This window comes from Kitasatospora aureofaciens (assembly GCF_019192735.1).
GTDB lineage: Bacteria > Actinomycetota > Actinomycetes > Streptomycetales > Streptomycetaceae > Kitasatospora > Kitasatospora aureofaciens_A.
Genome location: NZ_JAHTKP010000001.1, coordinates 28813 through 42662 on the forward strand (window position 1 = coordinate 28813; position 13850 = coordinate 42662).

At 72.3% G+C, this 13850-nt stretch carries 15 protein-coding genes; all 15 read left to right on the top strand.

Going from position 1 to position 13850, the window contains the following annotated elements:
• The first annotated feature begins 31 nt into the window (after nucleotides 1–31).
• The 15 genes from KV557_RS00165 to KV557_RS00235 all read left to right on the top strand — a co-directional run bounded on the left by KV557_RS00165 (nucleotide 32) and on the right by KV557_RS00235 (nucleotide 13711).
• On the top strand, nucleotides 32–688 hold the full coding sequence (locus tag KV557_RS00165; protein WP_218197473.1) for a hypothetical protein: 657 nt from the start codon (nucleotides 32–34) through the stop codon (nucleotides 686–688).
• Between the two features lie 422 nt (nucleotides 689–1110).
• Nucleotides 1111–1380: a hypothetical protein gene (locus KV557_RS00170; RefSeq protein ID WP_218197474.1), complete on the top strand. Its 270-nt coding sequence runs from the start codon at nucleotides 1111–1113 to the stop codon at nucleotides 1378–1380.
• A gap of 96 nt (nucleotides 1381–1476) precedes the next feature.
• A complete protein-coding gene (locus tag KV557_RS00175) occupies nucleotides 1477–1854 on the top strand; it encodes a hypothetical protein (RefSeq protein ID WP_218197475.1) in 378 nt (125 codons plus the stop codon).
• Nucleotides 1851–2597 carry a hypothetical protein gene (locus KV557_RS00180; protein ID WP_218197476.1) on the top strand — a complete coding sequence of 249 codons (747 nt, stop codon included), beginning with the start codon at nucleotides 1851–1853 and terminating at the stop codon, nucleotides 2595–2597. The genes KV557_RS00175 and KV557_RS00180 overlap by 4 nt, the downstream gene beginning before the upstream one ends.
• Nucleotides 2598–2637: 40 nt before the next feature.
• A complete protein-coding gene (locus tag KV557_RS00185; RefSeq protein ID WP_218197477.1) occupies nucleotides 2638–3576 on the top strand; it encodes a hypothetical protein in 939 nt (312 codons plus the stop codon).
• Nucleotides 3577–3774: 198 nt separating this feature from the next.
• Entirely contained in the window at nucleotides 3775–4845 is a 1071-nt protein-coding gene (locus KV557_RS00190; RefSeq protein WP_218197478.1) for a hypothetical protein, read from the top strand.
• Between the two features lie 18 nt (nucleotides 4846–4863).
• Complete coding sequence (locus KV557_RS00195) at nucleotides 4864–5361, top strand: hypothetical protein (RefSeq protein WP_218197479.1); 498 nt, start codon at nucleotides 4864–4866, stop codon at nucleotides 5359–5361.
• 160 nt (nucleotides 5362–5521) lie between these two features.
• Nucleotides 5522–5941: a hypothetical protein gene (locus KV557_RS00200; RefSeq protein ID WP_218197480.1), complete on the top strand. Its 420-nt coding sequence runs from the start codon at nucleotides 5522–5524 to the stop codon at nucleotides 5939–5941.
• Nucleotides 5942–6132: 191 nt separating this feature from the next.
• Nucleotides 6133–6426: a hypothetical protein gene (locus KV557_RS00205; protein WP_218197481.1), complete on the top strand. Its 294-nt coding sequence runs from the start codon at nucleotides 6133–6135 to the stop codon at nucleotides 6424–6426.
• A 186-nt stretch (nucleotides 6427–6612) separates the two neighbouring features.
• Nucleotides 6613–7062, top strand: a complete 450-nt coding sequence (locus tag KV557_RS00210; RefSeq protein ID WP_218197482.1) for a hypothetical protein — start codon at nucleotides 6613–6615, stop codon at nucleotides 7060–7062.
• 117 nt (nucleotides 7063–7179) lie between these two features.
• Nucleotides 7180–8955: a type IV secretory system conjugative DNA transfer family protein gene (locus KV557_RS00215; RefSeq protein WP_218197798.1), complete on the top strand. Its 1776-nt coding sequence runs from the start codon at nucleotides 7180–7182 to the stop codon at nucleotides 8953–8955.
• Nucleotides 8952–9926 (top strand): hypothetical protein, encoded by a 975-nt coding sequence (locus tag KV557_RS00220; protein ID WP_256176741.1) that lies wholly within the window; start codon nucleotides 8952–8954, stop codon nucleotides 9924–9926. The genes KV557_RS00215 and KV557_RS00220 overlap by 4 nt, the downstream gene beginning before the upstream one ends.
• A 336-nt stretch (nucleotides 9927–10262) precedes the next feature.
• Nucleotides 10263–11630 carry a DNA cytosine methyltransferase gene (locus tag KV557_RS00225; protein ID WP_218197483.1) on the top strand — a complete coding sequence of 456 codons (1368 nt, stop codon included), beginning with the start codon at nucleotides 10263–10265 and terminating at the stop codon, nucleotides 11628–11630.
• Between the two features lie 84 nt (nucleotides 11631–11714).
• Complete coding sequence (locus KV557_RS00230) at nucleotides 11715–12542, top strand: hypothetical protein (RefSeq protein WP_218197484.1); 828 nt, start codon at nucleotides 11715–11717, stop codon at nucleotides 12540–12542.
• Nucleotides 12542–13711: a DnaB-like helicase N-terminal domain-containing protein gene (locus tag KV557_RS00235; RefSeq protein ID WP_218197485.1), complete on the top strand. Its 1170-nt coding sequence runs from the start codon at nucleotides 12542–12544 to the stop codon at nucleotides 13709–13711. The genes KV557_RS00230 and KV557_RS00235 overlap by 1 nt, the downstream gene beginning before the upstream one ends.
• Nucleotides 13712–13850: the final 139 nt, after the last annotated feature.

Genomic DNA, 13850 nt, shown 5'->3' on the forward strand with positions numbered 1-13850 from the left:
TCGCCCCCAACCCCTCGCTGAACGGAGGACCGTGCCCCCACGCACCATCACCTTCGCCGTCGACCCCGCTCTCGATTCGGTCGCCGCCCTGGCCGTCGACCACTCCAGCCGGCAGTACCTGGAGCAGGCCGGCTTCGTCCGCGACGACGCCACCGGACTGCACCGCCTGCGCCGGGACACCCCCGCGTCCGTCGGCCAGCGGATCTCCGCAGAAGCAGCCCGCCTGCTGACAGCGTCCGGCTACACCGTGCTGCGGCTGTACTCCGAGGACGAGCAGCAGCAGGCCCTCGCGGCCTCTCCGGAGCAAGGGCCTGCGCTGACCCGCGAGCCGGGAACGATCTGGATGCACCACATCGCCTCGGACGTCGCGGCCGGGCACCTCGTCATCCACGCCCGGCTCAGCGTGGCGAGCGGCGAGACCAAACTGCTGGCCAGCTACCCCATGACCGGCAGCGCGGCGATCTTCTCCACCGAGGGCGGCGGCTACTTCGGCCTCACCGAGTACGAAGACCTCGAGACCGCGACGGCCGACTTCGGACACCCGCTGGAGCCGAGCATCCCCTCATCCCCGTCCCGACGAGCGGCAGCGTCCTCACGCACCGCGCCGCTCTCGGCCCCATCCAGGGTGGTCGCCACCGACCGCGTGGACCATTCGCCCGCCACGGCGGGCGCCAGCCACGCACGCTGACGGCCCAGCACACCACTCCCCTTCCTCCCGCCCTTGGAGGGCCCCTGTCTACTCGTTCGGTCATCGCCCGTCCCACCGACACCGGCGGCTACACCGGCATCTACTGCCACTTCGACGGCTACCCCAGCCACCAGCTGCCCCTGCTGCTCACCGCCTACCAGCACCGCTTCGGCGGAGACGCCGAGGCCCTGGCCGCCTACCTCATCGACTCCCCCGCCATCGGCTGGTCGGGTCTCGGCAACGACCTGCTCGAGGGCGCACCCGAGGAGGTACGAAGCGCCGTCGACTACGGGCCCAGCAAACAGTTCGACAGCCACGGCCTCATCACCTCGGATGCGTCGCCGCCCGCGAAGGACATCATCACCAGCGACAACACCTCGGGGCTGGACTGGGCCTATGTCCTGCATCCGCACGGCGTCGAGGTGATCGGACTGTACGAACACGAGCGCGGGCCGGTGGTCCCCTGGTCCACCGATCCGACCTCCCGGTTCAGCGATCACGCCCACCTCTGGGCCCTGGATCGGGGTCTGCCGCTTCAGGCCCCGCCGCCGACCGCCGCTGCGGCGGCGGCCAGGACGACGTCGGGCGCGATCCGCTCCGCTTCGGCCCAGCCCAAGAGCCTGACCGATCCCGGCCAAGCTCCCTCCGCGCCCGTCGCTGCCCAGTCGGCCGCCGTCGGCCGGGCGCGCTGAGCACCCACCCCACCCTCGCTCCAGTCTCCCCGCCCGGCCGCCGGATCCCGGCCAGCCATTTCCGTTGCCCTGCCCCTCGCTTTCTGGAGTTGCCACTTGCCCGCATCGCTCACCCGTCTCGACTCCCGTGTCGAGGCGGCTCTCGGCACCAGCATCGCCGCCCTCCACGCGGAAGAAGCCCGTCTGTCTGCCCAGGCCGCCCGGGTGCTGGACGCCCATCGCACGCTGTCGAAGGCCGAGGCCACCGTTGCCTTCGAGCGCATCCGGCTGCTGATCTGCGCCGACCGCCAGCGGCGGGTCGACGACCAGTTGCTCGCCGACCTCAGCGACCAGCTGGAGGTACTGGAGGACGCCGCGACCGAGCGCGACCAGGCCGAGGCCGATCTGCTGGCGCGCATCAAGGAGCTGCAGCACCGCCCGCAGGTCGCCACCGTGCCGATCGTGGTGTCAGCCGCGCCCACGCGGCACCGGTGACCGTTCCCCGCCACTCCAGGACAGCAGACCTGGCCTTCGGCTGGGACTTCGACTGGGGCGAATTCGTCGTCGCACCACGACACCTGGAACCGGCCGTCAAGGAGATCCTCGACGAAGCCGGCTTCTGGTACCGGGCGGATCCTCTGGGGGCCTGGCACATGCCCCGGTCGGTTCCGATGTTCGAGCAGGCCGATGCTGCTGCGGCTGCGATCGGCCTGCTTGCGGCAGCCGGCAAGCGGGTGCGTAACTGGCACGCGCCGCAGCAGCGATCGGCCGACGTGGTCCGGCACTACGCCTGGCTGACCTCGCAGGCCCCGTTCCCGCACGCCGAGGCGACCTCGGAGGCGGCCTGCGCCGAGGCAGGCCGCCGGTTGAGCAGACTCCAGTCGCCCGACTCCCGGACAGTCACCGAGCTGATCGCGCGGGGCGAGCTGCTGGTGGAGGCGCGGCGCACGTTCGGCGAGGACGAGTGGATGATCGCTTCGGAGCGCGGCAAGCCCGACCACTACCTGGAGCTACGCCACCACCTCCCCCGGCACGAGACGTCCGTCACGGGCGACGTTCCCGAAGCGTTCGCCGGCCACGTCCGCAGGAGCTTTCGGCAGCTCATCCTGCGTGAGACCCGGCCGCCGGCATCCACCCGTGCCCGCGCCGCAGCCCTGACCTCCAGGGCCTTCGCCCCCGGACATTCCCACGACTCCGCGGCCCATACCCCTGCGGCCACGCCCGGTCGGCGGCGCTGACCGAGCCCCTTCACCTCCCATCAGCAAACCGAGGATCTCCTTGTCCGACATCTCCTTCGCGCCGGGCTCGGACGGTGCCATCACCGCCCGGCTCAAGCCCAACTCACCCGACAGTGCGCACCTGCTCCTTGAGCAGAACGGCGCCACCCGCGACCCCGGCACCGGGGAGTACCTGTTCAGTGGGCCGGATGCCGTCGCCCGCGCCGCCCAGGCCGCGTATCTCCTCACGGCGGCCTCCACCGACCCGGCACCCTCCCGCCTGCCGGTGGACGGTGCCGACGTCGTCTTCGCCCGGCACCACAGCGACGGCATCGTCGCGGCGACCGCGACCGACGCCACCGAGGGTCTGGTGCCCGATGTCCTGCGCCAGTTCGGGTTCCGCTACGACGGCTCGGCGCCCGACCGCGATATCTACCTGCCGCCCGGCGGAGCGAGCGAGCGGCAGGCGCTGGTGGCGGCGGCCCGGGCGAGCCTGGTCCTGCAGGGTCTGGGCCTCCAGGTCGCCACCATCGGGCTCGCCACGCCTCCGGCCTCCGCCGACCGGCTGGCCGAAGCCGCCGAGGACCTGGCCCTCGAAACGGTCCACCTGCGCAGCCTCACCGACAGCCGCGACGTGGCCGACGTGCTGGACGTCGCCCTTGACCCGAGGACGGGAGCACTGCCCAACCTCGTCGAACTGCTCAACTCCGCCCAGGCGTTCATCGACCGGCTTCCCCCGGAGCAGGGCGAGATCCTCGGCGCCCAGGTGGGCATCGCAAAGCACCAGGCGGCCAGCCTGTCCGAGACCCTCACCACCGTCCAGGCCGGCCTGGTCGATCTCGGCACCGCCGTCGAGGCGCCGATCGCCACGGCGCGCAGCGTCCGTGCCACTGCGGCGAGCGCCGTGACCGCACGGGGGCTGTCCGCTGGCCCGATCATCCAGGCCGCTCCCGCCGCCCGCGCGATGTCCACCGCCCCCTCCACCGCCGCCACGCTCTAGGAGAGCCGCATCACCGACAGCCCCGCCATCCGTATCGTCCGCCACCCCCAGCACGGCGTCGCCGCCACCGGCCTGGAGCACGCCACCTACCAGCAGAGGCGCCTGCTGGCCGACTACGGCTTCAGCCCCATCCCCGGCACCGCCGACTACGGCTTCGCCGGCGAGACCGACAGCCTGATCCTGCACGCCCGCCAGACGGTGGCGGCCCTGCGCGCCACCGGTGCCGACGTCCGCCCGGACCCGGGATTCGAGTACGACGCCCACCCGGGCTACCCCTCCCCCTCGTCTGTCGCCGCAGGACTCGGCACGAAGATCGTCACTCCCGGGGCCGCCCCGGTGACCCCACCGGCACCCGTGGCGGCCGGGCGCGCCGACGTGGCGGTGGGCACCCACCCCGAGCACGGCATCACCGCCACCAACACCAGCAACAGCCCGGAAGCCGCCCGGCTCCTGGCGAAGGCCGGCTTCTACCGGGTGCCCGACCATCCGACGCTCTTCGCCCTGACCAGGCAGGAGGCGGGTGGGGTGGAGCGGGCCACGGACACCGTGGCGCGGCTGCGCACGGCAGGGCTGAGCGTCGCGGCGGACGCCGCATACGACCCGGAACACGCCCCCGACAATCCCGGCGACCTGTTCAACACCCGCCTGATCAAGATCGCCGCTGATCCACCCGCCAAGGCCGAGGTGGTAGAAGATCCCTTCGCCACCCGGATCATCCCGGCGCCCAAGCAGGCGGATCGCACCAACGCGCCTGCGGCCGGGCTGGATCCCTTCGCCACCCAGCTGCACCCCGCGCCGAAGCACGACGCGGAACGCACCAACGCGCCTGCGGCCGGGCTGGACCCGTTCGCCACCCAGCTGCACCCGGCTCCCGCGAGGGCAGACGCGGACCGTCGGATGGGCGCGCTGCTGAGCAACCGGCAGGCGGCGCTCTCCGCGGTCGAGGAGATCCTGGCCGGGCTCTCCCAGCAGCTGCGCGACGACCCCCAGGCCCTGGATCCCGCCCAGGTGTCTGCCGTGCTGGGGCAGGCCCAGACCACACTCGGCGGCGTCCGCCGCGACCTGGAGACGATCTCCGCGGCGGCCCCCGCCCGCGCGGGACGCCCCGTGCAGGCCGCCCGGCCGGCCGTCTCGCCCGCGCTCGGTGCCCGCGCCCAGGCCGCCACCACCACCAGCCTGCGCCTTGGCCGGGTCACCACTGCCCAGCCCGTCGAAGCCGCCGCCCAGCCCGTCGACCCGCGCCTGGCCTACAGCATCCACACCCGCTGACCGAAGGAACCCGCACTCTTGGCCGTCAACACGCACTACAACGTCACCCACTCCTGCGGGCACGAGGTCGAACACGACCTCACCTCCCGCCCGGCCGACCGACGCGCCGGCTACGCCCGATGGCTCGCTGGCCGGGACTGCACCGACTGCTGGCGCGCACAGCGCGACGGCAACCGCGACGAGGAACGCGCGGCATGGATCGCGGCCCGCCGCGCTGAGGAGCAGGGAGCCGCCGCGTCGTGGGCCGAGCAGTACGGCATGCCGCCCCTGTCCGGCCCCGCGACGATCCTCGCCTGGGGCGAACGCTGCCGCCACCAGCTCGTGACCGCCGCCTACCAGAAGCTCGTCACCGAGGGCGACCTCACCGAGGAGCAGTGGCAGGAGATCGAGGACCGCGCGCGCACCGTCGACCGGGCGGGCTGGTGGGTGGACCAGCGCGAGGCCGCACCCGGCGACCTGCCCGAGCTGCTCGACGCCGCCACCGACGCCGACCGCAGCACCGAGAACCCTTTCTAACGCCGAAGGCACACAGCCGAGCGCCGCCCGCACGCAGTCACCGGGCGCGCTCACCTCAAGCACCGCGCCTCGTCTCCCGCACGTCCACTTCCTCGCCTGCGCCGGCCGAAGCCACCGCCCACCAACCCGCGACGCCGTCCCCAGCGCCTGGCCGGACCCGATGACCATCCCGAAGGAGACCATGCCCCCGAAGATCCCGCAGGTTCAGGCCACCGAAGCCCTGCGCGAAGTCGCCCACCAGATCCGCGGGGCATCCGCCCCCGCCGAGGTCGCCGCCCTGGTGGAGGAGATCATCCGCGACGGCGGCACCCTGGAGGCCCTGTCCGACGTGATCGCCACCGCAAGCCGATGGGTCAAGGACCGCCCCGGCGGCGGATACCTGTGGCAGCCGCTCGGCCTGGCCGCCGATGAGATCTGGCAGGCCGGCGCCGACCTCACCGAAGTGCCCGCGCAGCTGCGCGCCCTGGCCAGCCACCCGGCCCGAATCCGCTCGGCCGCCGTCCGCAACATCGGCGCCGCCTCCGCCGCACCATCCTCGGCGCAGCCTCCACCCGTCCCCACCGCGCGCCACACGCGCTGAACCCTCACCCCAGGAGAAGCCCCATCAGCCTGAACCGCGAACACGTCTTCTGGGAGTCGGCCACCGGCACCTGGTCCGTCGGCTTCTACGACTTCGTCCACACCAAGGACTCCGGTGACCCGGAGTTCGACCACGAGTGGGACGTCGAATACCTCAACAGCTTCTGGTGGGTCTCCACCGGCCACCCGAGCGTGGACGCCGCCGACGCGGAATACCTGCGCAGCGAGCCCAACCACGGCGGCGGCGGAGCCGTCCTGCACTGGCGGCCAGAGAACGAGCAGCGCATCGCCGAACTCGACCGGCTCGCGGCGCAGTACGCCGCCACCCACAAAGCCGCGCCGTCCTCCGCTCAGCCCGCCTGGTCCCTGCCGGGCAACCGCTCCAGCGCGGCGGGACGTACCCGGCTGTGGCCCCCGTCCTCGCGTCCCATCTCCGCTGAGCCGGCGTACGGGAGCGGCGCGGCCGGCCGGGCACGCGGGCGCTGAGGAAACGTTACTTCCCTGATTCCTTCGATCACTCGCTATGCGAGCACCCGCGACCTGCTCGTCTCCGCCCAGCACCACACGCTGCGCCTGCCCGGCCGCCCCCGCGCGAGCATCATCAGCGCCTGGCGCGAGATCTCCGCTCTACCGGCGCCGGGCACCGCCGAACTCGATTCTCTGGTTTCCGAGTTGGATGAATTCCTCCACGTCCACCGTCCAGACCGGGACCGGCGTCCCGGCCGCAGCCGCGACGTCTGGCACTGCACGATCCGCGACCACCCCGATGCGTCGGCTCTGACCGACGCCCAGTGGGCGGCCACCACGCGGCGGGTCCTTGCCGCCACCGGCATCGTCCCCGCCGATGACCCGTCGGCGGGCTGCCGGTGGATCGCGCTGCGACTCGACAGCCACGAGGTGCGGATCATCGCCCCGTTGATGCGCCCCGACGGCACCGTCCCGCCGCTTCACCGCGACCACTCGCTCGCGCACGCGGCCTGCCAGCTCGCCGACCTCGACCACGCCAACGGCCGTCACCGCACGCTGGCCGCCCGCACCCGCCCCGCCCCGGTCGGCGCCCCGCCCGCGCCCGTAGCCCGGTCCTGGGCCCCGGTGAACAGCGTCGCCTCACCGCGTCGCTGACCAACATCTCCCTGGCCCAGGCCACCGGCGCGTGACCACACCGCGCCGCCCGCCCGGCCTTTCCGCAACCCCACGCGCCCCCACCTCGCGCCCGGGTCTTCCCAGCAAGGACTCTCCCTGCCCTCTCCCTCTTCTTCTCCCAAAGCCCCTTCCTCCTCTCCTGGCACCGACGCGCTCCTCTACGCCCTGATCGGTGCCGGCATTGCCCTCGCCGCCTACGGCTCGCTCGCCTGGGTCGGCGGCGACGTCACGAACTACCTGTTCGGCGCTGGCCCTTGGCGGCCGTACCAGCCGATCGTGGCCGCCCTCCACCCCGGACGGCTGTGGCCCGCACTCGGGCCGGCGCAGGTCCAGGTCGGCGCCCGGATCATCCCCGGCCTGCTCTTCGCCCTCCTGGCCGGCATCGCCGCGGGCTGGGTGCTCAAGCGCCGCCGGTCCAAGAGCGCCGGGCTGGCCACCAGCCGCGACCTAGCCGTCCTGCTGCCCAAGGAGGTCACGGCCAAGGCGAAGAGCCTTCGCCCCAGCCTCGCCGGCGCAAAGCCCGGATCGATCAAGCCCGACGACACCGGCATTCTGCTCGGCAACCTCGGCGAGAACGGCCCCGAGGTCCGCACCTCCTGGGAGGACGTCGCCGTCGCCATCATGGCGCCGCGCTCCGGCAAGACGACCTCGCTGGCCGTCCCGTCGATCCTGCGCGCGCCCGGCCCCGTCCTGCTCACCAGTAACAAGGCCGCGGGCGACGCCTACACGGTCACGCTCGATGCCCGCGCAGCGGCCGGGCGGGTGTGGACGATGGACCCGCAGCAGATCGCCCACACCGAGCAGGCGATGTGGTGGGATCCGCTCGCCGACGCCAAGGACCTGCCCGGCGCGAGGCGTCTCGCCCAGCACTTCGTGACCGCGAGCGTGGACGAGGGCGAGCAGGGCGACTTCTGGTCCACGGCCGCCGCCAACACCCTCACCGCGTTGTTCCTGGCGGCCGGCGCGGACGGGCGCCCGATCACCGATGTCCTCGGCTGGCTCGCCCAGCCCGCCGACCGAACCCCGATCGACATCCTCAAGGCCAACCAACTGACTGCCATCGCAGCCCAGTTGCAGGGCACGGTGAGCGGTGCGGTCGAGACCCGCGACGGCATTTTCGAGACCGCGCGCCAGTACGCGGCCTGCCTCCTGGACCCGAAGATCTCCGCCTGGGTCACCCCGAGCGAGACGCTGCCGGAGTTCAAGCCGGCCGACTTCGTCACCCGCCGGGACACCCTGTACCTGCTGTCGAAGGACGGCGGAGGCAGCGCCTCGGCTCTCATCGCCGCCGCCGCCGACTCGGTGATGCGCACTGCGGTCATCCAGGCCGAGCGCGACGGCGGGCGCCTCGACCCGCCGCTGCTCGCCGTGCTCGACGAGGCCGCCAACGTCTGCAAAATCGGCGATCTCCCCGATCTGTACTCGCACTTGGGATCGCGCGGGGTCATCCCGATCACAATCCTGCAGTCCTACCGGCAGGGCCAGCGGGTGTGGGGCGAGGTCGGCATGGACGCCATGTGGTCCGCGGCCACCATCAAGCTCGTCGGATCCGGTATCGACGACGCCGACTTCGCCGACAAGTTGAGCCGCCTCGTCGGCGAGCACGACGTCGAGACGGTCTCGCACTCCACGTCCGAGTCCGGCCGCTCCACCTCGATCTCCATGCGCCAGGAGCGGATCCTGCCCGCCGACCAGATCCGTGCCCTCAAGAAGGGCTCGGCGCTGCTCTTCGCCACCGGCATCAAACCCGCCCTGCTGAGTCTGCGGCCCTGGTACAAGGAGGCCGGCGCCGACGTGATCGGCAAGGCGTCCTCCCGCCAGACCGCGGCGATCACCGAGCGGGCCAAGGCCAAGGCGGAGGTGGCCGCATGAGCCGCCGTCCGACACCGCCGAACCGGCCCTCCTCTACGGCCGGCGCCCGGACCACGACCGCCGCCGAGCCGACCGTGCGCACCCTCTCGCTGGGCGCCGGAGTCCAGTCGACATGTCTACTACTGCTGTCCGCCCTCGGGGAGCTGCCCAAGCTGGACTTCGCCATCTTCGCGGACACCGGATGGGAGCCGAAAAAGGTCTACGAGCACCTCGACCGCGTGGAGCGGGAGATAGCCAAGCCTGCCGGAATTCCCATTCTCCGGGTCTCCTCGGGAAACATCAGGAGCGATGCTCTCGACCCTTCCCACCGCTTCGCCAGCATGCCGCTCTACATCCTCAACCAGGACGGCTCACCTGGGATGACGCGGCGCCAGTGCACCGGTGAATACAAGATCAAGCCCATTAAGCGGCAGGTTCGGAAAATTCTCGGATACTCCTATCCGGAGCGAATACCGGCCGACGTCTTCGCCGAGCAGTGGATCGGCATCAGTACCGATGAGTTCCACCGCGCGAAGGACGCCGACGTTCGGTACACGCGCAACCGGTTCCCTCTGCTCGAACTCGGCCTGTCGCGTGGAGACTGCCTCGGCCTGCTCGCCGAACACGGCCTGGAAAGCACGCCGAAGAGCAGCTGCCTGGGGTGCCCGTACCACGGCAACGCCCAGTGGCGGGCGATCCGCGACGGCGCTCCCGACGAGTGGGCGGACGTCGTCGAGTTCGACGCGCAGATCCGGGCCGGCAACGCCCGGGCCAACGCCGACGGCAGGCCACTGCTCGGCCAGGCCTACCTGCACCGCTCCCGGGTTCCGCTCTCGGAGGCACCCATCGACCGCCTCACGCGCCGAGAGCAGCTCGCCCTTGAGGAGCGGCTCGCCGCCGACGAGGCCGAGTTCGGCCCCGAGGACGGCTGCTCACCGTACTCCTGCCGCAGCGGCGATCCCATCCAGCCCAACCCCGACCAACGGAGCTGACATCCACCAAAGTCCCGGTCACGAGCCGACCCCGCTGGACGTCCCCGCCTGGTTCGCCTCCGGCAAGGCCATCCACGACTATCAGCGCGCCCTGACCCGCTACGCCGCCAGCCAGTCCCAAATCCAGCTGGCCATGCGCGATGCCCAGCGCAGACGCAAGGAGCCCATGGAACCGTCCGGTGCTGCAAACGCTTGCGTCGTGTTCGGCTCCGCCACGGCCCGAGCTAGCGGACGGGGGGAGCGCTGACCTACAAGTACCCTGCCGTCCCGCCGCGCGATTTCCGGCCCCGGCTGTCCACCGCCGGGGACCTCCGGTGGCCCAACCAGGGCCCGCAAATGGGGCCGTGGACCCACGACCGCCTCGTCGCTCTGGCCCACCCCTGGCCGGTGGGGTGGCTGTTCCCCCCGCGCCCCGGCGAACCCGAGCGAGTCGTCAACCTGTTCGCCGGTGCGGGTGGTTGGGAGCAGGGTCTTCGTCTGCTGGACTCCGATGGCTCCGGTTTCGATGTGGTCGGTGTCGAGATCGGATGGGATGCCTCGGCGACGGCGGTCGCGGCGGGGCATCGGCGCATCGTCGCCGACGTGCGGACCCTGGATCCGGCTCACCCCGCGCTGCGGTACGTCGCGGGCCTGACCGTGAGCGCGCCGTGCCAGGTGTGGACGCCAGCGGGCAAGCGCGAGGGCCACCAGGAGCGCAACATCGATCTCCTGCTGGACACGTTCAGCCTGGCGTGCGAGGCCACGTTCGGGCACTGGCACGACAGCGGCGAATGCTGCGACACCGATGACTGCGGGATCTGCTCGGACCCCGAATGGGACGGCTACGGGGGCTTCACCGGCCCGCTGCTGACCTACGACGAGGCCCGCTGCCTGGTGCCCCAGATGACCGACGAGCGCATCGGGCTAATCGCCGAGACACTGATCTGGTCGCTCGCACTCACCGCCCGGTACGACAACCTGCGCTGGCTGGCGATGGAGCAGAGCAGCGCGCTGCCCGAGATCGTGCTGGACGCCCTGCGCGACGAGCTGTACATCGCCGACTGGTGCAGCGCCAAGTACCAGGTCCTGGACGCCGCCGACACTGGTCTCGCCTCGCACCGGCGCCGCGTTTACCTCGTCGCGGGGCGGCACCACTACGTCAACATCCAGGCGATGCAGCCCACCACACCCATCGCTGCGCGGACCGCGGCGCAGGCACTCGGCTGGCCCGAGGGCGTACGCGTCAACACCCGCGGCAACCGGCGTACCAGTGGCGGGAACGAGTGGTCGGCGGACAAGACGGCGCCGGGCATCACCAGCAAGGTCCGCGGCTGGTACTGGGCCGATGACAAGGAACGGCGTTTCACGGTCCCGGAGGCCGCGCTGCTGGTCGGGATGCCTGCCGACTATCCGTGGACCGGTTCGCGCAGCTCCGCCTGTCAGCAGCTCGGAGACATCGTCGCCGTGCCCGAGGCCGCCCGCGTCATCGGCTCGCTCCTGGGCAAACCCTGGGAAGAACCGGTCACCAACTACCTGGATGAGATCTACAGGCCCGAAAACCGGGCCATCGCCGCGCCGGCTGACGGCCCGCCCGTCTCCCGCCGGGCTGCGGCTGCCACCGCCGCCTCCCAGGTGCCGATGTTGCCCGGCCTCGACGACTGGACGCCCGCCACCGTGCCAGCCCGCTCCGCGCCGCCCCAGCAGCTGGCGCCACGTGCCCGCTGACGGTCAGCCAATCAGCGCGGGCACCGTCACCGGCATGACGGCAGTGCGGCTGGCATTCCATCCCCATTTTTGATCAGGAGGCTCGTGGAGAGCGTCGTACAGGCCCTGCGGGGCTGGACCCCTCGTGACCGGCAGACCGCCGCCGCGGTCGAGTACCTGGCCTATGAACCCGAGCTGTTCGAGGTCGTCAGCTCGCATCACGCCGGCATCGACGGCACCCAACAGTTCATCCTGGCCTTCGACCGCCTCACCATCGGCGGACCGCCCGGGCTGCACCGCGCGGTCGCCTTTCACGTCGACCTCGGCCCCCTCGACCACACGTGCCGGGTCCGGCAGCACCGCGCGCCGGCGTTCGCTTGGGCAGGCCACTGGCTGGTGGGCCAGGGCGCCGACCCCCGTGCCGTGGCCGACTACCTTCCCGTTCCGGCCGACCCCTACAACTTCGGGCCGCACGATCAGGTCGAAGGTCTACTCTTCGGCACCGACTACGGGTTCGCCCGGCCCGCCGCCGGGCCGACCCGGCTGATCGAGGAGCGCATCCGCCGCTCGGGCGACCGCTACCGGATCCTGCGCGACGGCCCCGCCTTCGACGCCTGCTCCAACGGCGAGCGCGAGGGCAACTATGTGCTGCTGCACGATCGTTCGGCACGCGCCGTCGGTCGCCGGTTCGTCATCCAGCTGGAGACCATCCGGCTCACGACCGCCACCTACAGCATCACCGAGGGCGGCTTCCCCACTCTGCGACAGGCCAGGGACTGGCTCACCCGGATCGACCGCACAACCGGCACCGCTCCGGCGCTGCCGGCCACCGACCCGGTGACCGGGCTCGCGCCGCCCCAGGTCTCGGCCCCGGTCCGGCCCGTCAGGGAGCCGCACCTGCCTCCGACCGCAACCGCGCGCCGGGGACGCTGATGGTGTCCGGCGGCTCCGGCGGCCTCCAGCTGGAGGCCGAGCAGGCCCTGCTCGGCGCGCTCCTACTCGCACCGCCCCAACTGGACTCGGTGGCCTCGTGGTTGGAGCCCTCACATTTCTACCGCCACGCCCATGCCGCACTGTACGAAGTCCTCCTCGCCCAACGCGCGGCCGGCCATCCAGGCCTGACCGCGAACGCCGACGAGGAGCAGCGGCGGGACTGGGCGCTGGGGGCGATGTCGGTGGCGGCCGAGGCCAGCCGGGGGATGACGCCGGGGTACGGGGGGACGCTGATGGCCGCGTGTCCGGTCTCCAGCCATGCCGGCGCCTACGGCCGGATGGTGCTGGAGGGCGCGATCCGCCGCCGTGTTCACGAACGCGCTCACCGGCTTCAGCACGCCGCCCGAACCGGTTCCTTGGAGGGAGCCCTGGAGTTGACCGGCGAGCTGCGCGAGGCCATCCACGAACTCGCCAGCTCCTGGGGATCGCTGGACGAGCGGCCCCGCCCGCTGCCGGGCCCGTGGCCGCTGGAACTCACCGACGGCGTCCGCGAGAAGACCCTGCAGCACGAGAGCGCGATGCTCTCCTCCGCCACCGCCTCCCCCGACGGCCTGGTCGAGATCACCCGGTGGCTACGACCGGGCGACTTCCTCGACGCCGGACACCGCGCCGTCTACCAGGCACTCGCCGCCCTCGCCCACCGCGCGGAGCCGATCGACCAGCTCACCGTCCTGTGGGAGGCGCAGCACCGCGGGGCCATCGCCTCCGGCACCATCACCGCCGACGGCGTGCGCGCTGTCACCCGCGGCGGATTGACCGGTGATCCGCAGTACTGGGCCGAGCGTGTCCTGCGGGCCTCCCTTCTGCGCCAGAGCGCCGCGTCGGCCGGCGTGGTGCGGCTGCTGGCCGGGGACTCCTCCCTCCCTGGCGCCCGGCTGCTCGGCTCCGCGCTGCACGCGCTCGGCGCCGCCGAGGCCGTGCAGGACCGCTGGCGGACCGCCAACAACATCCCGCGCCGATCCGACCCGCCACCCGCTCCGGCGGTAGCGGCCGAGCGCCGCCGAGCCGCCAGCGTCCGAACCCCCGTCACCGTCCCGAACCCCGGCGCCGCTCCCTCCCCCGCCCGGGAGGCGGCATCGCCCCGAGCCCCCATCAGGAGCACCCGCTGACCGACGACGAACGTCCCGCGCGCCGCCCGGTCGTTCCGGCCGACACCCGCCGTGGCCGCTACAACTGGGAACTGGCCCGCGGCCAGATCGAGGCCTTCGGCGAGAAGAAGAGCCTTCGTGCCTGGGCAGCCGACCCCCG